The organism is Bradyrhizobium sp. JHI2711, assembly GCF_056156565.1.
The window spans coordinates 1-26,023 of record NZ_JBPZPT010000011.1 but is presented as its reverse complement, the minus strand read 5'-3'; the positions used below and the strand labels follow the sequence as shown (position 1 = coordinate 26,023).

General features: G+C 58.1%; 20 protein-coding genes and 6 pseudogenes. 18 read left to right on the top strand and 8 right to left on the bottom strand.

Annotation, left to right across the window (positions count from 1 at the left end; genetic code table 11):
* Positions 1-39: 39 nt before the first annotated feature.
* Genes ACTEK7_RS35715 through ACTEK7_RS35690 form a run of 6 tightly spaced genes read right to left on the bottom strand, consistent with a single transcriptional unit; the run spans position 40 to position 4,559 of the window.
* Positions 40-576 carry a hypothetical protein gene (locus ACTEK7_RS35715; protein WP_225129499.1) on the bottom strand — a complete coding sequence of 179 codons (537 nt, stop codon included), beginning with the start codon at positions 574-576 and terminating at the stop codon, positions 40-42.
* Positions 552-1,907, bottom strand: coding sequence for a type III secretion system ATPase SctN (gene sctN, locus ACTEK7_RS35710; protein ID WP_345944107.1), 1,356 nt, complete (start codon positions 1,905-1,907; stop codon positions 552-554). Before sctN ends, ACTEK7_RS35715 begins: the two co-directional genes overlap by 25 nt.
* The gene (gene sctL, locus ACTEK7_RS35705) at positions 1,904-2,527 is read right to left on the bottom strand and encodes a type III secretion system stator protein SctL (RefSeq protein ID WP_225129501.1); all 624 of its coding nucleotides are present in this window, start codon (positions 2,525-2,527) and stop codon (positions 1,904-1,906) included. Before sctL ends, sctN begins: the two co-directional genes overlap by 4 nt.
* Positions 2,524-3,144: a nodulation protein NolU gene (locus ACTEK7_RS35700; protein ID WP_225148667.1), complete on the bottom strand. Its 621-nt coding sequence runs from the start codon at positions 3,142-3,144 to the stop codon at positions 2,524-2,526. Before ACTEK7_RS35700 ends, sctL begins: the two co-directional genes overlap by 4 nt.
* Positions 3,145-3,165: 21 nt before the next feature.
* Positions 3,166-4,020: a type III secretion system inner membrane ring lipoprotein SctJ gene (gene sctJ, locus ACTEK7_RS35695; RefSeq protein WP_225129505.1), complete on the bottom strand. Its 855-nt coding sequence runs from the start codon at positions 4,018-4,020 to the stop codon at positions 3,166-3,168.
* A gap of 17 nt (positions 4,021-4,037) precedes the next feature.
* Entirely contained in the window at positions 4,038-4,559 is a 522-nt protein-coding gene (locus ACTEK7_RS35690) for a nodulation protein NolB (protein WP_225129506.1), read from the bottom strand.
* A gap of 190 nt (positions 4,560-4,749) precedes the next feature.
* Between ACTEK7_RS35690 and ACTEK7_RS35685 the strand changes: the two genes are divergently transcribed.
* From ACTEK7_RS35685 to ACTEK7_RS35645, 9 genes are all read left to right on the top strand, one after another.
* Entirely contained in the window at positions 4,750-5,451 is a 702-nt protein-coding gene (locus tag ACTEK7_RS35685; protein ID WP_225129507.1) for a secretin N-terminal domain-containing protein, read from the top strand.
* Positions 5,452-6,930: 1,479 nt separating this feature from the next.
* Complete coding sequence (locus ACTEK7_RS35680) at positions 6,931-8,724, top strand: HrpF/NolX family T3SS translocon protein (RefSeq protein ID WP_275945353.1); 1,794 nt, start codon at positions 6,931-6,933, stop codon at positions 8,722-8,724.
* Between the two features lie 911 nt (positions 8,725-9,635).
* Positions 9,636-9,929 carry a hypothetical protein gene (locus tag ACTEK7_RS35675; protein ID WP_225129509.1) on the top strand — a complete coding sequence of 98 codons (294 nt, stop codon included), beginning with the start codon at positions 9,636-9,638 and terminating at the stop codon, positions 9,927-9,929.
* 71 nt (positions 9,930-10,000) lie between these two features.
* Positions 10,001-10,234 carry a nodulation protein NopA gene (locus ACTEK7_RS35670; RefSeq protein WP_225129511.1) on the top strand — a complete coding sequence of 78 codons (234 nt, stop codon included), beginning with the start codon at positions 10,001-10,003 and terminating at the stop codon, positions 10,232-10,234.
* A 114-nt stretch (positions 10,235-10,348) separates the two neighbouring features.
* Positions 10,349-11,239, top strand: a complete 891-nt coding sequence (locus ACTEK7_RS35665) for a SctD/MshK family protein (RefSeq protein ID WP_225129513.1) — start codon at positions 10,349-10,351, stop codon at positions 11,237-11,239.
* A 33-nt stretch (positions 11,240-11,272) separates the two neighbouring features.
* Positions 11,273-11,812: a hypothetical protein gene (locus ACTEK7_RS35660; protein ID WP_225129515.1), complete on the top strand. Its 540-nt coding sequence runs from the start codon at positions 11,273-11,275 to the stop codon at positions 11,810-11,812.
* A gap of 2 nt (positions 11,813-11,814) precedes the next feature.
* Positions 11,815-12,243 carry a type III secretion apparatus assembly chaperone SctY gene (gene sctY / locus ACTEK7_RS35655; protein ID WP_225129517.1) on the top strand — a complete coding sequence of 143 codons (429 nt, stop codon included), beginning with the start codon at positions 11,815-11,817 and terminating at the stop codon, positions 12,241-12,243.
* Positions 12,244-12,251: 8 nt separating this feature from the next.
* Positions 12,252-14,369: a type III secretion system export apparatus subunit SctV gene (gene sctV, locus ACTEK7_RS35650; RefSeq protein WP_225129519.1), complete on the top strand. Its 2,118-nt coding sequence runs from the start codon at positions 12,252-12,254 to the stop codon at positions 14,367-14,369.
* A 217-nt stretch (positions 14,370-14,586) separates the two neighbouring features.
* Positions 14,587-14,985, top strand: a complete 399-nt coding sequence (locus tag ACTEK7_RS35645; RefSeq protein ID WP_225129520.1) for a tetratricopeptide repeat protein — start codon at positions 14,587-14,589, stop codon at positions 14,983-14,985.
* Between the two features lie 787 nt (positions 14,986-15,772).
* Here the strand turns inward: ACTEK7_RS35645 and ACTEK7_RS35640 are convergent.
* A complete protein-coding gene (locus ACTEK7_RS35640; RefSeq protein WP_225129522.1) occupies positions 15,773-15,958 on the bottom strand; it encodes a hypothetical protein in 186 nt (61 codons plus the stop codon).
* A 725-nt stretch (positions 15,959-16,683) separates the two neighbouring features.
* Between ACTEK7_RS35640 and ACTEK7_RS35635 the strand changes: the two genes are divergently transcribed.
* The 3 genes and pseudogenes from ACTEK7_RS35635 to ACTEK7_RS35625 all read left to right on the top strand — a co-directional run.
* Entirely contained in the window at positions 16,684-17,544 is an 861-nt protein-coding gene (locus ACTEK7_RS35635; RefSeq protein ID WP_225129524.1) for a tyrosine-type recombinase/integrase, read from the top strand.
* A 9-nt stretch (positions 17,545-17,553) separates the two neighbouring features.
* Positions 17,554-18,610 (top strand): annotated as a pseudogene (locus ACTEK7_RS35630) (IS91 family transposase); the annotation flags it as partial.
* Positions 18,602-18,762 (top strand): annotated as a pseudogene (locus ACTEK7_RS35625) (IS630 family transposase); the annotation flags it as partial. The pseudogenes ACTEK7_RS35630 and ACTEK7_RS35625, both read left to right, overlap by 9 nt.
* 199 nt (positions 18,763-18,961) lie before the next feature.
* Here ACTEK7_RS35625 and ACTEK7_RS35620 read toward each other — a convergent pair.
* Positions 18,962-19,927: pseudogene (locus ACTEK7_RS35620) on the bottom strand (IS110 family RNA-guided transposase).
* Between the two features lie 75 nt (positions 19,928-20,002).
* On the opposite strand from ACTEK7_RS35620, the pseudogene ACTEK7_RS35615 reads away from it, so the two are divergent.
* The 6 genes and pseudogenes from ACTEK7_RS35615 to ACTEK7_RS35590 form a co-directional block, all read left to right on the top strand.
* Positions 20,003-20,274, top strand: a pseudogene (locus ACTEK7_RS35615) (transposase); the annotation flags it as partial.
* Between the two features lie 587 nt (positions 20,275-20,861).
* The gene (locus ACTEK7_RS35610) at positions 20,862-21,572 is read left to right on the top strand and encodes a hypothetical protein (RefSeq protein ID WP_225129526.1); all 711 of its coding nucleotides are present in this window, start codon (positions 20,862-20,864) and stop codon (positions 21,570-21,572) included.
* Between the two features lie 231 nt (positions 21,573-21,803).
* Positions 21,804-22,331, top strand: a pseudogene (locus ACTEK7_RS35605) (M16 family metallopeptidase); the annotation flags it as partial.
* A gap of 1,604 nt (positions 22,332-23,935) precedes the next feature.
* Positions 23,936-24,685, top strand: a complete 750-nt coding sequence (locus ACTEK7_RS35600) for a P-loop NTPase family protein (RefSeq protein WP_225129528.1) — start codon at positions 23,936-23,938, stop codon at positions 24,683-24,685.
* 59 nt (positions 24,686-24,744) lie between these two features.
* Positions 24,745-25,464, top strand: coding sequence for a hypothetical protein (locus ACTEK7_RS35595; RefSeq protein ID WP_225129530.1), 720 nt, complete (start codon positions 24,745-24,747; stop codon positions 25,462-25,464).
* Positions 25,465-25,883: 419 nt separating this feature from the next.
* Positions 25,884-26,023 (top strand): annotated as a pseudogene (locus tag ACTEK7_RS35590) (IS5/IS1182 family transposase); the annotation flags it as partial.

The following is a 26,023-nucleotide window of genomic DNA, read 5'->3' as shown; positions in this document are numbered from 1 at the left end:
GTTCCACGGCAGCTCGCGACGTCATAAGAGAACAAGCCATCAGTTCGAGCCACCGACCGCTTGGCTGCGCGAACCACCCTGATATCGGAGCAAAACCTCGTCGTCGGCATCGATTTCGGCTGCACACTCCGAACGGACAGCGGTGGTGCGCTGGACATCGCCCTCAATCTCCTCCCATTTCTGGCTCGCCGCCGAACGCTTGGCCCATATGGTCCGCGCCTCATTCACTGACCGCTGAGCCTGGTCATGCGCGACGCGCGCCTGCTCACGCGCCTGGCGTGCCGATTCGATCTGTGCTGCCAGTCGCCCAAGGACGAGTTGACAGCGACGATCGAGCTCGGTCACGGACATCGTCTTGAGCGACGCCAGCTCCTGATAAAGTTCAGCTTCGACCTTGGCGCGACGATTCTCCGCGCCTTCAAGATTCTCAGACGCTCGCTGCAGCGCTTCGACCGCAATTCGGCGCCTGGCTTCCATGTTGGATAATTCACGAAGCGCGCTTCGCTCTCTCATGTCTTTCACCAGCCGCAATTTCGACGCTTGCACGAGATTTAGGCCGTCAGACGCGACATCCATGAAACGGTCTCCTCAAAGCTAGACGGCTCGTCCTGTCCTTGGCGCAAGAATGCGCGCAGTTCCTCGATCGAATCGATTGCCCGATCGGTCAGTGGATCGCTGCCCGACTTGTATTCACCGACCTTGATCAGGAACTCAGCCTCATTGTAGCGCGAGAGCAGATCGCGGAAGACGGATGCCGCCTTGCGATGTGGACCAGAGACGACCGCATCCATGACACGACTTCGGCTCGACAGCACATCGATGGCGGGAAAATGCTCTCGCGAGGCCAGCGCGCGCGAAAGCATGATATGACCATCGAGAATGCCGCGCGACTCTTCGGCGATCGGATCGCCCGTGCCGTCACCTTCGACCAGCACGGTATAGAATGCCGTGATCGAGCCCCGCTCGCCCATACCGGCACGCTCCAACAGACCAGGCAGCAGCGCAAAGACGGAAGGAGGAAAGCCGCGCCGGGTAGGAGGTTCTCCTGCGGCAAGGCCGATTTCGCGCATCGCACGGCTAAAGCGCGTCAGCGAATCCATCATCAGAACGACCTGCAGCCCTTGATCACGAAAATACTCGGCGAGTGCGGTCGCCATATGAGCGCATTGCGCCCGCTCCATTGCCGATCGATCGGATGTCTCAACGACAACGATCGTGCGAGCGAGGGCATCTCCAATATGACGTTCGATGAATTCGCGTACCTCGCGTCCACGCTCTCCTATGAGCGCAACCACGGTGATATCTGCGGCCGCGCCTTTTACGATTTGCGACATCAGCGTCGACTTACCGCAACCGGCATCTCCATAGATTCCGATCCGCTGCCCTTCGCCACACGTCAGAAGTCCATCCAGCACGCGAACGCCGAGCGGAAACGTCTGCTCGATGCCACGCCGCCTCATCGGGTTGGGCGCCTTGCCGCGGAGCGGACGCGTGTGGATCGTCTTTATCGGCCCCTTGCCATCGAGTGGACGGCCGAAGCTATCGATTACGCGGCCGAGCAGGTCGGGCCCGACTGACACCTCCTGCATGCGCCCGGTCGGGAGCACTTCCGCGCGGTGGGACAAGCCTACCAGATCGCCAATGGGCGTCAGCAATACCCCGTCCGGCAGCAAACCGATGACTTCCGCTTGAAGTGACCATCCGGAAGCGTGATCCTGCAACAGGCAAAGTTCTCCAACACGGGCCCCCGGCAACACGGCATGGAGCAAGGTGCCGATCGCACGCGTGATCCGTCCCCGCACGGCACGCGTATCGACATCCTTTGCTGCGAATCTTAGAGATGCTATCGCCGCATGCACATCTCCTTCTCCGGCCGATTGATCATGGCCTGATCGTTGCGTCGTCACGGATCGCTTTCCTGAGAAGATGGATTAAGGCTGAGACGCAATGTGCGGAGCTGCGCGGCAAGTCCTAAATCGACACTGCCGAACTCACTCCACAGGACGCACTGGTCAGGCCCCACGGCCGGGTCCGGATCAATTCTGACTTTCGGCCGACTATCCGTTCCGTCGAACGCCACGAATTCACGCCTTAGTGCATCAGCATTCACAGGAGACACGTGAAGGCATACTTCTGCGCTGCCATACCTTTGCTCGATGGCGTGACGAACGGTCCTTACCAACATCTCACCCGGATCAAAGGAGCCCAACAAACCGGTCAATATCTCAATCACGAGCTGTGGCAACTCCTGTTGCAGAACGGCTTTTCGCCGGGCCACATCGGAAGCAGCTCGGGCGACCAGCTGTGCCATTTCGTCCGAGCCTGACCTAAGACCTTCGCAATGGCCGCGCTCCCGCTCCTGCTGATAGGCTCTCCTTGCCCAACTGCGAACCCTCCGCAGATATCGCTCGGCTAGCGCGAGCGTCTGCACCGCATCGTACCAGATACCAAGTTCCGCGCATGGTATCAGCGGACCAAGCGGCCGTATCCGCGGGCTATCTGGCAAGTCTGTTTCGTTGGCCGTCATGCCGCTGGCTCCTCCGTGGCCAAGTGGGCCACCACCAAAGACAGTAACTGACCCGCTGAATTGTGGTGTTCGGCTGTTGGGGATTCGGCGGTGGTCCCCACAGGTAAGCGGAAAAGAACGCGCACACGGTCAAGCTCTGATGCGTCCTTGAGCCAAGCACCAAGGCAGGCACATCCGTCATGTTCAATCTGGCTCGCGAGCTTCTGCGGATCGTCAATCGATGTGGTTGCGACGGCGATGGATGAGTGTCGGATTGCGAAAGCATGAGCTTCCGCACCAATATTTTCGATCAGAATCGCTACATCGTGCCTTGACACAAGCTTGAGCACCGAACGGGCATGCCAGATACTGCCGGCGAGCAGGGCCGCCCGACGCGGATCATGCCCGAGCAGAACGTCCCTACCCCAGTCGGTTCCGTTCGAGACCAGCTCACTGCCCATTAGCAATTCGACCAGTCTTTGCTGCAGTCTCGGAGTCTTCTGCAGCTGCAGCACTGTGGCGGCCGACAGGAGCTCATCAAGATGGCCGGCAAACCGGCCGGGATGAATCAAAGCGGCAAGCTCGCGCAGGCGATCGGGATGCGGGTTGAGTGAATGATTTGGGTCAGTGGATGCCATCGATACGGACCTGCTTGCCGCCTATTTCGAATCGGAGGACGGTTTTTTGCCGGCGGACTGGACCGCTCGCTTGCTGGCACCTCTGCCGAGATTTGTCACTTTGCGCCAGGATTGACGAAGCTGTCGCCCACGTGTGCTCAGCAGCACGTAAGATAGAATGCCCAACGCGGCGAGCGCACCTCCTGCACCGATCGCAATGTGAGTTGCGATGAATTTGGTTGGTGCGGCGGAAGCTGCCGCCGGCACAACGGAGACCTCATGCTGAGCTCGCTCAACCGGCACGAACACGACCGCCACCTTGTCGTACGATAGACCTTCGATGCTGTTGGCGACGAGCATCTTGATCTGCGGCAGCAAGGCTGAGAGCTTCGCGTTCGAGGCGTGTCGAATGAAAACCGACGCCGAGGACGGGGTTGCATCCTGTCGCAAAAGATCATTCTTCGGCAGAACGACATGAACACGGGCGGAGAGAACCCCATCGATATCGTTGATCGTGCGCGACAATTCTTCACTGAGAGCATAGACGTAGCGGGCTCGCTCCTCAACCGGAGAGGCAACGAGGCCCGCCCCCTTGAACACCTCACCAAGACTCTTGAAGGATTGGCGCGGCAAGCCATGGTCATTCAGCAGCTCGATTGAGTAGGCGAGCTGCCTTTCTTCCACCTGAATCGTGCTGGTCCCATCCTTACCGACCACACGGATGGCATCGACGCCCTTGCTCAGGAGCAGCCCAAGCATCTCGTTGGCTTCACGCTCCTGAACTTTGGTATACAGATCAGCTTTGCAACCGGCGAGGGTCAGCAAAAGCAGCAACAGGACGAGAGCATCAAGCCGCTTTCTTGCGGGCCGGCCATTACCGATCTTGTCTTTCGTCAAGACAGCCAACGGCCCGCTCAGCCCGCCGATAGAAGCTTATTCAGAGACGAACTGACAGCACCTGTCCCCTTGGAGATGAGCGAAACCTGGATGACGCCGCTGTAAACATCCCGCAGATTCGCCAGCGCCGAGTCGAAATGATCCGCACCCTCCGGTTTTCCCACTGGATGCACCTCCACTTGCTGCACACGCAAGACCGGTTGTGCGGCCGGCCCAAGCTGCAGACTCTTGGTAGGATTAGGCTCGCCGACGAGCGTCGGCGAAACTGCACCCGACGGAAATGGTTTGCCCTGGTGGATAGCAGAAATGCTCTGAAGGACGCGATCGCCTAGCGGGCTCGCCGGCGCTACTGCGCGCTGCACTTCCGGCAGCGATGGAGCTGGCGCGTGCTCGGTCACAGAAGAGACGACACCTTGGTTCGAGGCCACCTGCGCAAGACTCTCGCCAAACTGAGTGTGCGCCGGCGAACAGCCGTTAGAGGCACACTCTACGGAGTTGGCAGGGATCGACGTAACGCCAAACAACATGGAGGAAATCATTTCTGTCACGTGGTGAGATGAGCCGTTCGTTCACACGAATGGGCCGCACCTTAGAGAAGCAAGCTGACCAAAAACTGACGAGCATCTGTCATCTAATGATCACGGTTAGCTTCCAATTTGGGACGAAGCATCGGCTTCCAAATTTTGGGACAAATTCCGGTGCTTGTTCTCAAGTGTAAAAATAGCAGGAATGCTCATCCCATCCACAAGGCTGCACATCTTGAAGAAAGTTCTCTATGCTGGTGTTTTCATTTGCTTTGGCGTCGTCGAGGCGCTCGGCGCTCCCCTGGCGCTGCCATCGACGCCTTATAGTTACACAGTTCTGGATCAGGACCTCGCGGCCGCACTGCAGGAATTCGGCAACAACCTAAATATCAGAGTCAATATCAGCACCGGGGTGAAGGGTCGGATTCGGGGGCGAATGCCGGATCTACCACCGCGAGAGTTCCTCGAACGGCTGATTAATCTCTACAATCTTCAATGGTACTACGATGGGCTGGTGCTCTACGTATCCGATGCGCATGAGGCGCAAAGCCGCCTTTTGGTCTTGAGTCCAATCAGCTTTGATGCGTTCAAGGCGGCACTCGATGCGCTCGACATCTCCGACGAGCGTTACATCGTGAGACCCGTACCGGGAGATGGCCTCGTCTTCGCCTCTGGTCCACCCCGCTTTGTCGCGCTTGTGGAGCAAACAGTAAAAGGACTTGCGGCGGAGGCACAGGCACGGCGAAACCCGAGCGGTGCCGAAAAGCCGCCGCACGAGTCGGTTTTGATGCTGTTTCGCGGATCCTCCAGCGTGGTCATTCGCGAAGGACGACCGAATGACGCTCCTTCGCCGGAGGCACCACATCAAGACGGCGTGGTCCAAACACCCGATGCAGGTAAGAAATGACTTGATGACAACAGATGGCCTCGAAGAGATGCAATGCGTCTGCTTATGCCCTCTGTCAGCTTTTCGAAAGCTACTGCTGCCATTGTCAGAGCGCGGATGTGTAGATGGCCGATGCCGCAGGGTGGCGCAATATGCCAGCAGCATCGGTGAGCGTGCTTTTCCACTTTAGCGCCTCATGCGAGCTTTTGAACAACTCCACGAAGTCCGTCATGCAAACGAGCTTCGTCGCATAAGAATGAAAGCCACTCCGCTGTCCAAAAGGAGGAACAGGATGGACTTCAACGCGCTAAGCCGGGCGGACAACAGCCCAGCGTCCCACTCCTCCTCATCGCCCGCCGGTCCAAGGGAGTTTGAGCGTGAACTAATGGCATTGCATGAAATACCCGAATACAGCCAGGACCTAATTTGGCAGGAACTCGGAGGCAGATCATCGCGTGTCGAGCCATCATTGAGCGGCGGCGAGCGGTCCAATTCCCAACAGCCGATCGCTCAACACCGCGCGGACGCCTCCGATTTCGGCAACGACCTTGTTTGGCAAGATCTTGAGCCTTGGCTCATGCGGGCCGGGTCACCTCACGCTGGACCGTCTCAAGCTGGGCCCGCGTTGCACGCAGGGGTTGCTCCGCCGGAAATTGGAGATTTCGCCATGGCGAACGGTCGTCGCGCCAAGGACGACTGGGTCTTCACTGGCCAAACAGCTACGCCCGCTCAGATCGAAATGCTAAGAAGCCGCGATCTCATACCTACCAGGGGTGTCCGGACAACAACGTTCACCATCCTGGGTGTGCCTCACACGGCGGAATGGCGAGAAGAAGGTTTTATTCGTCTCATACCGTCGCTGGACCCTTCCCTTTGGCCTGTGGGTTCGAGCGAACACTCGCCAAGCGGCTAAGCATGATGACATGAAGAATGCCGAGTGCAGCTGAGCTTCGATCCGCTCGGGGCAATAGGGGCCGCACAATACCGTCGGACTCTTCGAGCATCTACGCAAGCGCCAACTGGTGGGGCGCAGGCGCGAGGTCGCTACGCGTGGGTGATTTCCACCATAAGATGCTGCGGAGACCTGCGACCTTGTTTCACGAATCATCGCACGTGACCATCCGCAGAGCGGCAGACTCGGCCTCTGTAATTTGAGCTAGTGGGCCCGGAGGCGAGCGATCGAGCATAACAAGCAAGGCAATTCCGATATCGAGAACCCATCACCGCCTCTCACACCATCATTGCGCGTCTCGTTGTGAAACCTCTGAGCGCCGTCAGCTTTTGGAAAGCTAATCGAACCTACCATGTGGCGTGAATATCTAGACGGCGATGTGCCTATAGATTGTAGCGGAACTGAGCGCTGGGGGCGCACTGAGCAATCGGAAGCAAGTGGTAGGAGCCATCGAAGCCCATCGACATTTCTTGCTCGTTGTTCGTCGCGATTCTCGGGCTGCGCCACATGACCGGCTTGTGGTGCGATCTCAAATCAGAGGACGTATAATGTCAGTCAACAACCTGTCACTAACCGCCAACTCGAGCTTGTCCGGGCTGGCCCCCGGACCCTCATCGGCGCGGGATCTTTCAAACTTCGAGGCGATGCTGGCTAGTTTCTCGTTGAAAGACGATGACCGTTCGACTGCACAGGATCCGCCGGCTGCAGACTCAGCCAAGCAGCTGACGGAGGAACTCACGCAGGAGGTGCGGAACATCCTCCCGCCGGAGATCAAGGCTGCACTGGACGCATGTCAGCAGGCCCCAGAGCCATCCTCCGCGGAGTCCTCCTCCGCTGCGAGCGCCCCGAAGATTGCAGAGGCACCCGTACAAAGCTCCAGGATCACGTGGAACAGCGGCACGCTGACTGATGCCGAGCTGCAGATTGTGTCGGTGCTGAACCGACACAAAGACAAATGCCCGCTGGATTGGAAATCTCTTGGAGATTTGGCCAACGATCCCTCCACACCGCCGGATCTAAAGGCGGCGATCGAGGCTCTGCAACAGGACCCAGAGCTCTTCTATGCGATAGGCTCGCAAGGTGACGGCCGCTGCGGCGGGAAGATCAAAGCAGGTGATCTCTCCGGCTTCTCCGATCACCACCCTCAGGTTTCTGCTTTCCAGGAGCAGCGGGCAAAGAGCTATACGCAAAACTACATCCCTTCCGACGGCACCCGGAATGGCGAGCCATCGGTGATGACCCAGACCGATGCATTGCGCGAGCTCTATCGGTATTCCGACAACCTGCCTAAGAACCTGAGCCTTGCGGATTTAAAGCGGATCGTCGACGGCGAAGCTAAGACCGGCAAATGCCCGCCACAGGTCCTCGCGGCCGCTCAATACTTCCTCGACCACCCGGATGAATGGAAGCACTTGTACGGAGGCTCGATAGACAAGGTCCACAAAGAGGACTTCCTGCAGGTTGCTTCATCATCGATGAATCTCACGCAAGCCGAGCTCGATACGCTCAATACGATCAGCAAGAACCAAGACGCTTTCTTCGGGAAGGGTGATCTGACCCGGGAAAAGCTGGCGAGCATGGTGGATGACAAGAGCCTCGCGCCCGAGGTGCGAAAGGCGGCCTCCCAGCTGCTCTCCGATCCTGTGTTGTTCGGGTTGATGAACAACGCGATTACGGGCTACAAAACCCACCATAAGTTCTTCGACTTCGGCGGCGGCCATACGGTCGATTCCGGCAACATCAGCAACACCGACTTCAACCAGTTCTTCAACAACATGTCGGGTGCGAACCGCACCGTTCACCAAGTGAAGACGCATGCCGTCCGAACGCCTGCCGAGCAGGACGCGGTCGCGGACATGACGATGGGAGTGGCAGACCAGCCCGACATCAAGTCTCCCAAAAAGAACGGTGGCGCCTTCATGCACGCACTTAATGACGTGCTCAAAGTTGGCTCTAAGGTATTCGACTGGGCCGCGACAGCAGTCGGTGTACTTGGCTTCATTCCAGGCTTGGGTGAATTGGCCGATCTGGCGTCAATGGTGCTCGAAGCCGAGGCGCAAGCTGCAAATCTTCTTCACACTGCCATCAGTGGCGGCAACATAAAGCAAGCGCTGGAAGAAGCCGGGCTGAGCCTTGCGGCACAGGCGGTGGGCTGCATCGCCGGACCTGAAGTCAAATTAGCAATGCGAGAAGGCTTGGTGAAGCAGGCAATTCAAGAAGCCGCGACGGCCGGCGTCAACCTGCCGGTTTCGGTGGCCCAGTCCTACGCGGAGGATTATCTGAATAACCTGAAGGCTCGCATCGAATCCGAGCGCTTGCAAGCTGCAGGCGCTAATGCCTAGGCGGAGCGACGCTATCTTCTCAGGATCACGCTGGAAACGCTAATCGAGCTTGCGCGGCCTCCGCGCGGTTGGGCCTCTCTGCCGAGCAGTAGGTCGCGCAAGCTCTACTAGCATACTTGAGACCGCCTCCGAATCCGAGGAACTTATTTCGGCTTCTTCACTGCGTACAAACTATGTTGGCCGCACTCGATCGTTCGAATCCGACCTCAACTCCAGTCTGCCGCTGTGAAGTTCACATCGACTGCATACGCCGCCTGTCAAGACCGCGATGCATTAACACTACGCGACAGACCGGCCGCAGCCGCGGAGCCTGCCGGTTGCGCAAGGATCGAGAGCACATTGGTCCAGAGCGGGTAGAAGTCCGAAGGGCTCTTTCTCGAGTGGCGGGCTTCTGCTCGGTCTCCCTGAAAGTAAGTCGCGATTGACGGATCTGCTATGGGCCCGCCAGGACCGAGAGACCGCTCTTGGCCGCTGAATCGGCCGTCAACACTCTGGCTTTCCGCCTCGCTCCGACCAGGTCAAGCTCCATGCCGCTTCGCCTGACTCCAAGCAAATTGTCGAAAGAGCTCGGAGGCATCGCAAGGGACGTGAGTTCGAGATTGCAGCACGTCGGCCTCAAAACGCTTTTGTTAGTGGTGGCTTTGATATTTCGCTATTGAAGCTTTCGAAACGATGAGCAACGTGCTCACCCGATCAAGCTCCACAAACGATTGTTTGTCTTAACCATCTGATCTCCAGCTTTCGCGGGCAACTTGTTCAAATACGGTCGGCTGGTGAAGACATATAATGATGATCGACCATCGGCTCATTACATTTTCTACGACTCGTCAGCTTGTCGAAAGCTAATACTTGCATAGTGGAGGGCGGAAACTGCCTCCATTGGCACGATCGAATTGACATAGGAGAACCCGATGCGCGTTACGAGCTCTAGCGTCGCTGGGCACGTTGATGCTGACCTCCATGCGGCTGGCGGCAAAAGCGGCGGCAAAAAAGGATCTCACAAGCCTGGCGAGCGCGACGATCATGCCGGATCGCCTGATGCAAACATTCCCGTAAATGGCGGCGCGTCCATGGGCGGCAACTCGCAAGAAGCCGCTATGCAGCAAGCGTTCAGCGTCGCTTTGGGAGCCGTTGCTCTCCAATTTGCGAATAGTGCAATGAGCCATTTCGACGATGTCATGGCCGAGACAGAGGAGGATTCCTGACGTCGCATATTGCGACGTTAGGAAATAGGAGCCGCACGTCGCGGCGAAATTCGAGCACACAGGAGAATAGTATGTCTAAAAACGTTGGTGCGTCTCATACCTCGACTGCAGGTGGGGCAGCCGGCACCGCTACTGCTGCAGCCGGTTCCACGGCTGCTGAAGTTGCTGGAGAGGCGGCATTCCAACGGCAAATCGCCGCTCTGACCTTGACCAGCACAAAGGCTGCTGAGAGGGATGTTGAACTTCGCGTCGTCTCGACCGAGCTCTCGACCGTCAAGAAAGCGGCCGATGAGCGGGTGCAGTAAGGGATGAGATGGGGCGACGTCGCCGCCCCACTTTCCCCGGCTGCTTAGTCTGTGAAGTCGCACGGGCCGTACGGTTTTGCCGTACGGTTCCGTTCGCTGTTCAGGAAACCGATCGTGAATGAACCAAATTGCCCGCATTTCGAAGTGTTGTCGGGGTGTTACTCCGGGCTGACAAGTAAAGTGGGGGTCGGATCGTGTCTGATTGGCAGCAGCCTCGATGCTGACTTAATCTTCGTCGAACAAGGCCTCGAACCGCACCATCTTCGTGTCACCCCTCATTCCAATTCAATCGAGATCGAGGCCCTTGCGAGGGACGTTAGGATCGAGGGGCACGAGACTGTTTTACCGAACGAATCCATTGTTGTCCCTCTTCCTGTCGTTTTGCATGCCGGGGCGATGTCCATTCGCTGGACGATCGAGGACTACAAACAAGCTGGCTCCATCGACTGCCGGCATATATCGCTCGCCTTTCTCGCTTTGGTCCTGATCAGCTCTGCCGCGGTTGGCGCAGTCTCATCCAGTTTTGTCCAGACCGATACCACCGTGGCGTCAAGTCCGTCGTCCCCTGCTCCGGACATTGCGCCCAAGCTGGCGCTCAGCGCTCCTGATGCTCTGGCCACCGATGCAGCTGCCGAACGGTTGCAAAAGGAAGTTGACAGAGCGGGACTTGTCGGCATCAAGGTCGGCTCTGGGGCGGGCGTTGTCACCGCCGATGGCTCAGTTACGCCCGCCTCGCTCGCCACATGGCGAGACGTCCAGCAGCGGTTTGATCACAATAGCAATGGCGCTTATACGCTCGTCAATGCGGTGGCTATCAAGGATGAGAAGACGCCTCCCGCAATTGGGGTCCAAGCTGTTTGGCGCGGGAGCGACCCCTATATTGTCATTGCTGGTCAAAAGTATTTCGTCGGCGCGCTCTTGAGCAATGGATGGACCGTCTACGCGATTGAGGAAGGGCGTGTTCTGCTGAGCCGGGATGGCCGGCTTGCCACTCTGCCCTATTAGCGTTTTAGGCCGCAGGTAAGGAAGCAAAGTGCCATGACTAGGCTGCCCCCCAATCCCGTCGAGCCCGCCACCTCTTTTCAGGAGCCAAACGTTGATCATCATGCATCTGCCATCACGCGGGTCAATTCTCGAGCCAAGTCCATCGGGATCGACCGGACGCGCGGCAATGATCACAAGAGCCACACCTCAATTTCTCGCCATAGTGACGTGCTGGATCGGTTGGTGGACGCCACGATCGAGAGCGCGCTCGAGCTCAGTTCGATCGATGCAGTTTCGCGCATCAATCTAGACGAGGCGCGCGCCCCGCCAGGTCAGATCGAGCCAAGCTCGGAACTCGCTTGGCTTAACGAGCCCAATCTCGCGCACAGTCTGCTCTCCTTCGTGACGCCGCGCTTACGTCATTCGCATGTTCTGCGTCCAGAGCAACACGGCCTTCTTCTGGAGCGTTTGGCTGATACGCTATCAGCCGCGCCAGAGGATTTGGTGCCACGTGAAGGGGCCGCCCTTCTCCAACTGGAGCTGCAACGTTTAATCCTGCTCCGGCAGAGTCACAACGGCTTGATCAAAGGCTAGCAATGGTCGGGCCAGACAAAGTGCAACACTTCACATCTACACAGCCGCCGATCGTTTCCGAACCCGGCGCTATCGAGCTGATCTCCGGGCCGGAGCGAGATTTGCTCTGCGTGCTTTCTTATGTCTACCTTGCGTGCGGACAGAGCGCCAAGAGCCTGGCTCTGTTGCGGCTGGTCGCTCACGAACAGTCTCAAGACATCGGCCTGCTCCGCATCCTGGCCTACGCTCTCATCTCGGAGCGTCGCGGTGACGAAGCACTGTCGGTATTGGACAGGCTTGACAAACTGGATGACGAGCCGTCTTCGTGTCCGCCCTTGATGCTGATGCGCAGCCACGCCCTGCGCCACGCTGGCCGCATGACCGAAGCGCAAGCCGCCTTCAAACGCTATGTTTTGTTGCGGGGCAGCACAGCTGCAGTCAAACAACAATAAGGCTTCTCATGGCCAACCTTCTACGAAATCTCATCACGCGCGCGCCGGCTCACCCGGATTTGATGGTCGCGTTGATGCTTCTTCTGGCGATCGGAATGATGATCATGCCGATCCCGATCGTCGTGATCGATATGCTGATCGGCTTCAATCTGGGGTTTGCCATATTGCTGTTGATGGTAGCCCTGTATCTCAACACGCCGCTCGACTTTTCGTCCCTGCCGGGCGTCATCCTGATCTCCACCGTCTTTCGTCTCGCTCTTACCGTTGCAACGACGCGACTGATCCTAGCCGAGGGCGATGCCGGCAGCATCATTCATACGTTCGGCGATTTCGTCATATCCGGCAACATCGCCGTCGGCATTGTCATATTCCTGATCGTGACCATGGTGCAGTTCATGGTTCTCGCCAAGGGCGCCGAACGGGTGGCGGAGGTATCGGCGCGCTTCACGCTCGATGCGCTGCCGGGCAAGCAGATGGCGATCGACGCGGAGCTGCGCAACGGCCATATCGATCAGCACGAAGCCCGCAGCCGGCGCGGCGCGCTGGAGCGAGAAAGCCAACTGCACGGCGCGATGGATGGCGCTATGAAATTCGTGAAGGGCGATGCCATAGCCGGACTAATAGTCATCTGCATCAACATGCTGGGTGGCATCACGATCGGATCGCTCTCCAAGGGCATGTCCCTCGAGGAGGCGATGCATCATTATACCATCCTGACGATCGGTGATGCGCTCATTTCGCAGATTCCGGCCCTGCTGCTGTCAATTACAGCCGCAACCATTGTCACTCGTGTCAACGGTCCTTCTAGACTCAATCTCGGCGCCGATATCGTCAAGCAACTTACGGCCAGCACACAAGCGCTACGCTTGGCCTCCTGTGTCTTGCTTGTGATGGGGTTCGTTCCTGGCTTCCCTTTGCCGCCCTTTGTCATACTGGCCGCGCTGTTCTCCGCCGCCAGCTTTCTCAAGGTTGGCGTGCAAGAGGGCAAGACCGCTCCCAAGGCCGGCGCCGGTCCCACCGGTTCGGCCGCCGCTTCCGCACAAGGTCAGAAGCAAACCGTGCCCGCGGAGGCACTTCCGATTACGCTGTTGCTAGCGCCGAGCCTGATGCAGGCAATCGACATAGGGGAACTCGAGCAGTGCGTCGCACGGGTTTCGGCACTGGTTTCAGCTGATCTTGGCATCACAATTCCACGCATTCCCGCCCAAAGCGCACAGCACCTCGCCCAATCGCAATTCCGGGTGGATGTCGAAGGAGTGCCGGTGGAAGAGGGCGCCATTGACCCGACACAACTCTTACTTAACGACGACGTGGCGAACATTGAACTGAGCGGGATCCCCTTTTGGCAGGATCCAGACACGAATCGGATCTGGATCGAACAAGGCCACGCGCCCGCTCTCAAAGCTGCCGGAATAGGGCACCACCGTCCGAGCGAAATCATCGCCTTGCGCGTCCAGTCGACGTTGACACGCTATGCTCAGCGCCTGGTGGGCATTCAGGAAACGCGTCAGTTGCTTAGCCGGATGGAGCAGGAATATGCCGATCTGGTGAAGGAGGTGCTGCGCACGACACCGATCCCTCGCATCGCGGATGTGCTACGTCGCTTGCTGGACGAGGGCATCCCGATCCGGAACACCCGTTTGGTTCTGGAGGCGCTTGCAGAATGGAGCGAACGGGAGCAAAGTGCCGTATTGCTCACCGAATATGTGCGCTCCGTTCTGAAGCGGCAGATCTGTCACCGCTATGCCAACGCCCATCGTGTTGTGGCGGCCTTTATCGTCGAGCGTGAGACCGAGGATATCGTGCGAGGTGCGGTGCGCGAGACCGCTGTCGGTCCCTACCTCGTTTTGGAGGATCGGCAAAGCGAGATGCTACTTGCACAATTTCGCCAGATTCATTCGAGCATCGCGCGCAGTCAGAACCAGCCAGTTATCCTGGGCTCGATGGATATCCGCCGCTTCGTCCGCGGATTTCTCACCCGCAATGGAATAGACCTACCTGTTCTCTCGTATCAGGATCTCGCCTCGGATTTCACCGTCCAGCCGATTGGCTCCGTCAAACTTGCGCCTGGCAAGGACAAGACTCCTACAGGCGGGCATCGTGACCTCCTGCCTGCGGCCGGCTGACGAGCACAGGTGTGGGGTCGTGAGGTCGCTTATGAATTCATGTAAGATTAATGTTCTGCGGCGCTGGCGTAACTTTCGTCGCCATTCGTGCTCGGCCTTTCTCCCCATGCTTGCTATTGTGCTGCTCGCGGGTTGCGCTAACTCGCACACGTCGGGACTTTCACAGCAGCCGACGTCTACGGCAGAGCTCGTTGGGGCCAAGGAGGTCGATCCAGCTATGCGCGATCGCATCTCACACGCCCTCGGTAGGGATGCTGACGAGAAGGCTTTGCGCGATGCGCTGAAGCAACGACCGGACAATGTCGATGCGGCAATTCCTCTTGCGCGGGGCCTGCTGATGCGTGAAAGCCCTGATGAGGCGCTTGAGGTGCTCGACAACATCTTGCTTGCAGCACCCGGCGACCTGCGCGCACTGAATGCCAAAGGTGTTGTGCTCGATCACGAGGGCCGCCATCACGAGGCGCAAACGCTATACCGCCAAGCTCTGGCAATTGACCCAGAAAATCCGATGTTGAGCAACAATCTCAAGCTGTCGCTCGCCCTTGAAGGGACGACGCAGAACGGCAATCCGGACCCACAACTGCAAGCGGATGGCCGGCACGCACCGTACCGTTAGAGGTAGTCAACGAACAAGAGCCGATCGCAGCTGCTCAGTGCCTGTCTGTCAGCTTACCGACAGCTAGCGGATTATTAGCCGCCGTGGAGGCTCAAGACGTAAATATCCTGCGAAGCGACATCATTTCGTACAATGAAACCGACATGTATAACCAGGATCAGTAACCCAACCACACGCCAAGTGTATCCGCGACGGATGAATGAGGTGACTCACGAACAATGTCTCGTACTGAACTGATGGCCAAACGTTTCCAGGACATAGTCTCTACTAAGAATTCGGCGCTATCGAATTCTTCCTCCGGGTCGATCTTCGATGGCAACCCCGCCGTACTCGCTCATTTCCAAGCCGCCAGGGTTGATATCTCAAAGTCTTCAGTTTGCTGGATGAGATGAAAGCACCTCGACGATAGATCTCAGCGTCACTCACCGTTGGCCAACAACCCAGGCGATATCCTCCTGGAACGTCAGCTCCGGCTCAATGGCGACGAACCGCTCGTCCTCATCCAATCGCCCAGCGAAAGCTCGCGCAGCAGCGTTTGGTTTTGCTGAGGTAAGCGACTCGATGATGGCGCTTGATCCCGCCAAGCAGGGCAACAAGTGGAACAAGAAACAAAGATGCCAAATGCGCCAGCAGGCAGCTTGTATCTTTGCCGCAGCTGAAGACAGTAGCGCCAACGCCGACATGATTTCACGACGGCTGGCTTGCGCAACCGGATCACCTGGCCACCGTTCTCCCTCGTGAACCTTACTTATTGTTCGATCGTAAATCTGCGAAGCGCCCGCTGCCGTTAACGAAAACATGCGGCCGAGGAACTAAAGTATCTCTCGAGCTCCGCGATCGCGCGTTCCTCCCATTCCGCAGCTTGCACTAGTAATGAGTCCCGTTGGATTGGCCGAAATGCGGCGGACTGACGGCACAACGAAGCTATCGCGCGATAGCGGCGCACGTTTTCCATAACGGCCAGTCCGGTCATGTGTGGATCTCCTCCCCTGCTATCCCGGGCAAGAACTTGCTCGAAAACCGTTTTCGATCCGTTAGCAGTCGGAGTGGAAGGCGTGAATGGTTGGCAGAATCTTGTCGGCATGAGGGGGACCGATAATGAACGTCTTCCACAAGGCGCACATCCACCCGGCTCGGCAGTGCTCCATCCGGGCGCTTCTGCACCCCGTTGTCTCAGTTTATTGGTTGGATAGCGGAATGTAGAAATAGCTAACGGCAACGAAGCACGTTTCGGCTTGCAATCTCAATCAGACGACTGTGATCTGGCCTGTCTTCGAATCCTCAGAAGTAATGAGTAATCCGTTTATTGGTGATTTGAAGGACGAAGAGGGCCGATGCTTTGTCGGCATCCCTTTGCCTCCATAAACAGCAAACGGCACGCAACTGTGACTTCCTCCGTCTCATCGACGCTAGCGAGACTGAGCAGTTGTTTACCTCGCCGGTCGACAACCGAAATGCTGCTTAGAGACAGATCCTCTTAATCTCGCAACCCTAGGCGATCTACCAGGTCGTGTAGGTAATCGCATAACCTTCCGCGGCTCGGTTTACTTGATTTAGAGCGTTAGGCCATCTGACTGAATCGTCGGGGATTGAACGAAGCCGCTGGCGCGGCATGTAGGGAGGCATAGCAAGGATTGCCTCCTGTCTGAGAGGATTGCGGGTTTTCGAAGCCCAACCCTTTAGACAGGAGGTTTTCCGATGGCTGAGATCAGCCCGCTTCGCCGCCGCATGATCGAGGACATGACGGTCCGCAATCTGTCGCCGGCGACGCAGCAATCCTACCTCAACGCCGTAGCGAAGTTGAGCCGGTATTTCGGTCGTTCTCCCGACCGCCTCGACCTGGAGGATATCCGCGCCTTCCAGGTTCATCTGGTTGCGACGGGGATGTCTTGGCCGGCGCTGAACCAGATCGTCTGCGCACTGCGGTTCTTCTACGCTGTGACGCTTGGTCATGACACCGTTCCGAAGCGCATCGCCTATGCGCGTAAACCGCGCAAACTGCCGGTCGTGCTGAGCGCCGACGAGGTCGTCCGCTTCCTGGAAGCAATCCCGAGCCTCAAGAGCCGTACCGCGTTGACCACTGTCTATGCCGCAGGCTTGCGCGTATCGGAAGTGGTCCTCTTGAAGGTTGTCGACATTGACAGCCAACGGATGTTGATCCGGGTCGAGCACGGCAAGGGCGGCAAGGACCGTTACGTAATGCTCTCGCCGCAGCTTTTGAGGATTCTGCGGACATATTGGCGGCTCACTCGGCCAAAACGATGGCTATTTCCCCGCCGCGACGACGAGCGTCCGCTCGTCCCAAATGTGCTGCACGCCGCCTGCCGCTCAGCCTGTGCTGCGGCCGGCTTGAGCAAGTCGGTGACAGTGCATACGCTTCGGCACACATTCGCGACCCATCTGCTGGAGAACGGGGCCGACGTACGCATCATCCAGGTGCTGCTCGGCCATGCCAGTGTGGCCAGCACGGCGCGCTATACCCAAGTCGCCACAAAGACCATCAGCAATACCCCAAGTCCACTTGACCGGCTCCGCCTGGAGGTCGTGCCGCCCGGCTGAGCGGACCTGATGGCTCCGGTTCTGGAAGTGGCAGATATCTTCCGCCGCTACGGCGAAGCAATTTCGGCAAGCCCGTGCCGGGCATCTGGGCCGCGTCGAGCGGCGCGTCATGGGCGCGATCACGGCATGCCGGACGGCTGTGCTTGGCGGCCACGTCGAGCAATGCGACGACTGCGGTGCCACCCGCATCGCCTACAACTCCTGTCGCAATCGGCATTGCCCGAAGTGCCAGGGCTCGGCGCGCGCGCAATGGCCTGCCGAGCGACAAGCCGAACTCCTTCCCGTGCCATACTTCCACGTCGTCTTCACCTTGCCGGCGCCGGCCAGAGAGATTGCTTTCCAGAACAAGGCGGTGGTCTATGCCATTCTGTTCCGCTGCGCGGCCGAGACGCTCACCACCATCGCGGCCGACCCCAAGCATCTCGGCGCTCAGCTCGGTGTGACCGCCGTCCTCCATACTTGGGGTCAGCCCCTGCAACACCATCCGCATATCCACTGCGTCGTACCTGGTGGTGGACCTTCACTCGACGGCACACACTGGGTCGCTTGCCGGCCCGGCTTCTTCCTGCCGGTGCGCGTCCTCTCCCGGCTGTTCCGCCGCCTGTTTCTGCAAGAGCTGCAAGCTGATTTCGCGGCTGGTCAGCTGGGTTTCTTTGGCGATCTCGTCCATCTCGCCGATCCCGCCGCATTCGCCGAGCGCCTCGCCCAACTTCGACGGACCGACTGGGTCGTCTACGCCAAGCCGCCATTCGGCGGGCCCGAACAGGTGCTGGCTTGTCTCAGCCGCTATACGCATCGCGTCGCCATCGCCAACAGTCGGCTGATCTCGCTTGCCGACGACAAGGTGAGCTTTGCCTGGAAGGACTTTCGGCAGAATCGTAAAGCCAAAGTGATGACCCTTAATGCCGGTGAGTTCATTCGTCGCTTTCTCCTGCACACCCTGCCGGACGGCTTCCATCGCATCCGCCACTATGGCTTCCTCGCCAATGGCGGGCGCAACGATAAAATCGTCCTCTGCCGTCAACTCCTTGCCGTCCGCAACGCTCCGACTGACCCGCGCGGAGAACGCCTGCGGGCCAGCGTCCCTCACGGCCACTGGAAAACAATAACTTGCGTAGCCGCTCTACCAACCGCGGCATCATCGCCCCCTGGGTACTCGATGGCCCGATCAACCGCGATGCCTCTGAGACCTATGTCGAAAAGGTGCTCATCCCCGATGCTTCCGCCAGACGCCCAACTGGTCCAATTCAGCCTCGCGTGCTCGAGGCGCGTATCCATGATCTGGTTTTCCCGATCCCGTCTCGTTAACCGTTGCGCCATACTCTCCGGTTGACCTTCTCACACTCTCACGGTCCCTGCCGCGGAGCTACTTCGCCGCAGCCGGAACCCGATAAGTTCCGCCTCTCGCCAACAATGCCTAGACGATGCGCGCGGTCTTGTTGGCGAGGGCGACGATCACCAGCATGGGCGGCTTGCGGGCAAGCATGCGCGCAAGCCAAGGATTTGCTGTCGAGCCTTTGCGCATTGCCCAGCGCACGGCCGCGCTCGCGCCAATGATCAGTAGTCGGCGCAGGGTTCGTTCGCCCATGCGGGATGTCTCGCCGAGCTTCTGCTTTCCGCCGGTGGAGCGCTGCAGCGGGGTGAGCCCCAGCCAGGCCGCAAAGTCGCGTCCCCTCTTGAAGGCCTGCGCCGTCGGTGCCAGGGCAAAGAGCGCCGTCGCCGTGATCGGCCCGATTCCTGGGATTGTCATCAGCCGCTTCGCTTCGACATCCTCCTTGGCGCGTCGGGCGAGCTATCGGTCGAGCAGCGCCACCCTCTCGCCCAGTGATCGCAACTGCTCGGCGAGTAGCCGCAGGATCGCTCTGGCCAACTCAGGAATGTCGGTCGTCGATCGCGGACATAGGTTTGGCAACATGAAAGGGGCCTTGCGCAACCACCATCCCAAATTCGGCCAGATGGCCGCGGGTCGCATTGATGGTTTGGGTGCGCTGACGCACCAGGAGGTCGCGGGCGCGAAACACAACGGCCGCCGCCTGCTGCTCTTCGCTCTTCACGCCACGAAACGCATCGTCGGCCGCTGGACGGCTTCGCAGATCGCTTCCGCATCGGCGGCATCATTCTTCTGCCGTTTCACGAAAGGCTTTACATAGTCTGGCGCGATGAGTCGCACCGCATGCCCCAATTTTCCGATCTCGCGCGCCCAGTAATGGCTGCTGGCGCAGGCTTCCATGGCGACCGTGCAAATCGGCTGCGCGGCAAGAAATTTGAGCACCTGGTCCCGGCGCAGCTTCTTGCGGAAAAGTACGGTTCCCGATGCATCCGCGCCGTGCATCTGGAACACATTCTTCGCCAGATCCAACCCGATTATGCTAACTTCCGACATGGACGCCTCCGTTCAAGTGATGGTCAACGACACCACTTTGGCACAGCGATGGCGTGAGGGGGCGTCCACCCCATCAACCTCTCCAGCCACAAAGGGCCGCGCATACGGGAGGTGCTCGCGGCGGCCGGCGCTACGCTTCTCTTTCTTCCGCCCGTACAGTCCCGACCTCAATCCCAATCGAAAATGCCTTCGCCAAGCTCACAGCAAATTTGCGAGAGGCCGCCGAACGCACCGTCGGCGGCCTCTGGGATGCTGTTGGGCGCATCATCGATACCTATACGCCCGCAGAATCCACAAACTACTTCGCCGTCGCAGGCTACTCGCAACTTGATCGGCTAACGCTCTAGCAGTGCGCTTGCACGGCGGGAGTGCACAGGGATTCATTAAGCGAAATCGAAGAAGGCCAGAGATACTCATCGATGCTCATCTCAAGTAGTATCGCCGCAAGTTCCGAAAAATAAGAAAGACTATGCGAACGAGGCTAACGGCCGGGATCTCCTGGGACGTAGACTAACCACCCCTTGGTCCACATCCGATTGACGCCCCGGCCTCCCATCCGATGCCACGTGTGCCGCTCATTGTGCTTCAAAACGTGCCGCAGTCCTCCCCCTCAACAGGCGGCGTCGTGGATCTGCTGAAACTATGGTGCCTGTCAGCATGGCGGCGCCGCCAGAGTCAGGTGAGGCCGTGTTGCACCGGCGACTAGCAATGACGAGTGTCCCCGGTTTTTGCGGCCGTGTGCATCACGAAAGGCTACTGCGCCATTCAAGCGGACGCGTCAGCCAGCCGAAAGGCCTCTGGCCATCAGCCTACCAAAACAAGGAGACGACGGCTCTCTTGTTTGTTTGTAGCATATGCCGTGCGAGCGTACGGCTGACAACAGATGACAAATGTTGCGCCGGAGCGCTCGGACGGTACGCGATTAGGGGCACTGATGATCACGCCGTTTCGACGGAACTGGAGTCCAAAAGAATTATTCGATGCTCTTACGCCAGCGATGTTCGCCGCCGAGCCGTCGGCTGTCCGCGCACGTTGGGACAAATTGTGGCCAGATCTGTACACAGAAGATGACGCCCGGTATCTGAAACAAGAATTAGTGGCGCGAAATCTTATTGCTTCCGATGAAGCTGCGGCATTCTTCAACGCTTGGGCGATTGACGAACGGCGCCACACCGACGGATTCATCCGAATCATTGAACTTGTCGCTAACGGGTCGGAAAAGGATCTTCGGGCGAGATTGGACGCCCGCACGCATGATTTTGGTGCGATCGTTGAACACCTGAAGGACGAATTCTCCTTAATGGTTATAATCGCGTTTGATGAGATGTGCACTTGCCGCGCCTATGCAGCAGAAAAGCCATTTTATGATGCCCTTGGGAACAACACGTTCCATCATTGGCTGCGGGAGGTTATTGCCGACGAGGCGGTCCACTCGATGAACGCGGTTAACGTTATCCGCGCACGCTATCGCGACCGCATCGACCAAGCCGCCACAATTCTCGATAACCTAATCCGCGCGTCGGATAATCTACGCTATTCTGGCACCTTCCTGCTGGACTATTTCGGCGCAGTTTACTCCAAGGAGTTGCTCGCCGACTCCCGCCTCGCGACCATGAGAAATATTGCCAAGCCACTCATCGTGTAGAGCGAGATGTGTGCAGCGAGCCTGGCGAAAGTTGCACCGGCGTCACATCGCCGATCAATCCACCTTTTCTGCAAGTTTACCATTCTATCAGTTGACGCCAAGTTGTCCTGACGCGTCGTGCGCATTGTCGCCGCCGCCACCATCTGCTCAGCGAGCCGTTCACCTGATGGTTGGCGCGCCAAACCTCTCCTTGACCATCGAGCGGATTTCCTCGGAGGCGACGTCCCCAGCGGCGCCGGCCTGACTTCGCGCCTGTTCCGCGAAGTCCGCGAGAAGCGCGGACTGGTCTATTCGATCCGTGAGAACCTGGTCCGCTGGATCATTCAGCCATGTTTCTCGGCAATAGCGCCACCTGCGCCGATCGTGCCGACGAAACGGTCGAAGAAATCGAGAAGCAGGTCCGCCACGTCGCCGAGGAAGGACCGACTCAGCAGGAGCTCGATGATGCAAAGTCCTACCTGAAGGGCTCGCAAGCGCTGGCTCTCAACACATCATCAAAGCTGGCACGAACGCTGCTGCAGCGTCAGCTTGACAAGCTGCCCATCGACTATTTCGAAAAGCACAACACCATGGTCGATTTGGTGACGTTTGGAGGACGCCAAGAGAGCAGCGCAGCGGCTGTGGGGCGGGGGTCTGCTCACAATTATCGTCGGCCGCTCCCCAAAGGACGCAGCGCGGCCGAACACCATGCCAGCGGGGACAACACCCCCGCCAGGCGCCGAGCAGCTAGGCGCCGCCCCGACGGCGCCACCGAATTGACTTTCTAGCAGCCCAGGCGCTTAGCAAGCGCCTCCCTGTTGCGCGCAGAGTGTCTAGCCCCCGCCTTTAGCTCGCGGAGATATTCGATCATCGGGCAGTTACCATGCGGCCGCTCGAGTGCCGCTTTTGCTCAATCGCTTTGCCAAACAAGGCGGCAGTCCGGCGTGAAGTCTTCAGCGTAGCGAAATGCAAAAATAGAGCCATCACCAAGCAAGACGGCCTCGGCGGGGGCTACGCTGAGGCAGAGCTTTCACTGTGGTCGTGCCATTGGAGGAATGGCACAGACGTGGAGATAACCGCTTACCAAATAGCTTGTTCTTAATTTCTTTTCATTTCCGGCCTGACCAGCGATCGCCGGATCGGAGCTCTTCGCGGCGGCAGGGGATCGCTACTTTCCGCGGCCTTCGGCGGCAGCAATGAGGTCGATACTTCCTGTTTTCCACCCCTCCCTCGATTGTTGCAGTAAGCATCCGCCTTGATCGCATTCAGTTGTGCTCGAGTTGCGTTACCCTGGTCGGCTGGCGTGCGTACCGTGGCGCCAGCGGGATCGATGCCGCCTAGAGCTCTAGGGGCCTAACAAAGCTTCGGTGGTTGCCCCATGAAGGATATGAAGGTGAGCATGACGTGGCTTTACGCCCAGGCCGAATATGCAGACCAATTATCTAAAGCGCGACCGACCAGAAGAAACGAGAACTGGACGCGCATCTCGCACCGGCGGGCTTGCCTAGCAAATCAAAAAGGTGGTCAGAGTGGGCGCTTCAAAAGTGTAATGTACACCGTCTGCCGCACCCCCCAGCGAGAGCGCGCACGCGCCAGGCCATCGTTCATTCCCTGCAGATTCTTCTCGACCTGCACGTAGCCTCATCGGCGAAATCTGTGCCCAAGACAAAGATCGTCCCGGTCGCTCGACGCCGACTTTCTTTTGACGAAGCGTCCTCGATATCGCTTCGTCACCGCCATCGGCCGGCGAGCCCCGTGCACCCTTCGATCCTGTTCCCATGACACGATACCTCGCCTCGGCGCGAACAGATGCATGCTTGCTGTTTGCGTCAGCATCAGCGCTCGCATATCTCGATATTCTTCAGCAGAGTGAGAGTTCGGTCGTTCAGGGTCATCTCTCAGTGATTGACCAGCCACTTCGCTGTCTGCCGAAAAGACGACGATCTGATCCAGCATACCTTTGATGATCTGCCAAGTCATAGTTGGACCGCGTAGCACCGCCTCGATTGCGCTTCCACCGAGCTCGCAATCTGACGCTACGTAAGATTCGGCCGCTTCATGCCAATCATAGCAGCAGCGATAGATATCCTATGGCAATCGCCACGATCACCACAGGCAGCCGTTGATACTTGGTGACGCGCATTCCAGCCGTTTACAAACCTCACGTAGATCACCAGTACAAGTGATTTACTCTCCATTTTCGGCCTGCATCGTCGTTGCGATCCAAGGACGTCACTCGCTTGATGTTGAAAACGTTCATCGGTTGCAGAGCTCTCGCATCGAAGGTTCATTGCCCCTTCTTTCTGCCATGTTCGCACCCAAAGCAGAGACGCGCCGGTTGCGTACTTTGCGCGCCGCGATAGCGAGTGTCTCAGGAGATTTCCATGGTGAAGCCAGTTGTAATTGTGGTCGGTGCGGACAAGGGAGGTGTCGGCAAGACGACCGTATCACGAACGCTACTGGACTACTTCAGCGTCAACAACGTGCAAACACGCGCATTTGACACGGAGTCGCCGCGGGGAACGCTGAAGCGCTTTTATCCCGAGATCACCGAGATCGTCGACATGACGACGACGGCGGACCAGATGAAGATCTTCGATACCCTGAACTCAGGGCTGTCCGTCACTGTCATCGATGCTCGCGCAGGCTTACTGTCCTCTGCGCTGGCTTCCTTGCGCGACATCGGATTTCTGGACTCGGCGCGGTCTGGCCAGATAACATTCGCCGTGTTCCATATCCTGGGATCGTCCATCGCCTCGCTAGACGAGATCGCGGAAACCGCGACCTTTATGAGCGGCGCGAAGTACTACCTAGTCAAGAACTTCATCAACGACACTCAATTCTTCCAGTGGGATCAAGCGACATACAATTCCTATTTTCACCGCATCAAACATGCGACCGAGTTGGTCATACCGAAGCTTAACGAGATGGCCTATGAGCAGGTGGAAGTCGCATCCGTCCCATTCATAGACTTCGTCGCAAACAAGGGGCGGAACGATGAACCTGCGAACAACTCCTTCGTGCTGCGCGGCTATGTCCGGCACTGGCTGGCAAATGTCTGGAACGAATTTGATCGCATCAACTTGACGGAATTGGCCGGCGCCAAGTCCGCCACCCGTGCCGGCGAGAAGTAATCGCATATTCGGCGAGCTCAGGCCGGGCCCACGTACGAAACGAAATTGATCTGCTGGCTATGTTAGCGACCCCAATCTACATTATCTGCTCTCCTAGCCCGCAGGTCGGTAAAACCCTCATCGCTCGGGCGATGAGCGAGTTCTTGCTGCTGAAAAACGGCACAGCGCTGTCGTTTGATGTCAACTTGAAAGAGCCATCGTTGCTCGACTACCTCCCCAACATCACGGAAACCGCGGATGTGATCGACACTTACGGCAAGATGCAGCTGATGGACCCTCTTATCATCCACGATCGGGTACCCAAGGTGATTGATCTCGGATTTCACGCCTTCGACGAATTCTTCAAGATGTGCGAGGAGATTGGCTTCATGAAGGAGACGGCGCGCTGCTATGTCGCCCCTATCATCCTCTACGTCGCGGGCGCAGACCGTATCTCCTTTCGCGGTTATGAAATGCTGCGCCGGCGAATTCCGCCGGCGTCGCTGGTCACCGTCCACAATGAATTCGTGCTGCGCGGCGGATTACCTGATCCGATGGATGGCGAGCGGGTGATTCGGATTCCCGCACTTCCGCTGTTCCTCAAGAGATATATAGACCGTCTTGGCTTTTCCTTCACGGGATATCTGCGCAACGAGAAGGACTGGTCCACCGAGCTGCATCAATGGATCCGACGGAATTACAGCATGTTTCGCGATCTGGACTTGAGTGTGATGCTGCGAGGGTCCTATCGATCGCGGGGGACGGATATCGATAGCCTACGTTTCACAAGGACCACTTGAGATTTCGGTCTGCTCGCCATCTATTCGTCCGGCCTATGAGTGGTCGTTGACCAATGACTTCAATGGCGTTCGCAACGCGAACGCATGAATTGCGGTATACGACTCTTCGCTTGGATCGCGCATCTTTACCGTGATCGTCCGCACGGACCGCGCGACCGGTAATTGACGTCAGCTCATTCGCCGGATGCCGCAAGTAGACACGCCCGTCCTCGAAAGGATCGATGACTGTCTTGACCTTGTGAGCAGCTAGGCAGTCGTCCGTGAAGAGTGGCTCCGATTGAGCTAGAATCGCATTTGTCGTTGTGGACTGTTTTGCGTTTGCAGGGGTTTGATGCTTCGGGCGTCGGAACCTTGCAATTTCATTTTCGGGATTCCGTCGAATCGCCAACCATGATTCCGTCATCGCATCGGAGGTGGCGATGCGACCGAAGGAGCACAGGACGACGGGATCGGGCGATCTGTTCCGGGCCAGGCTGGACCAAATCATCAATATGAAGCACGAGCTGGTTCAGCTCGCCGGCAAGGTCGATTGGGACTGGATCGACGGCGAGATCGCGCC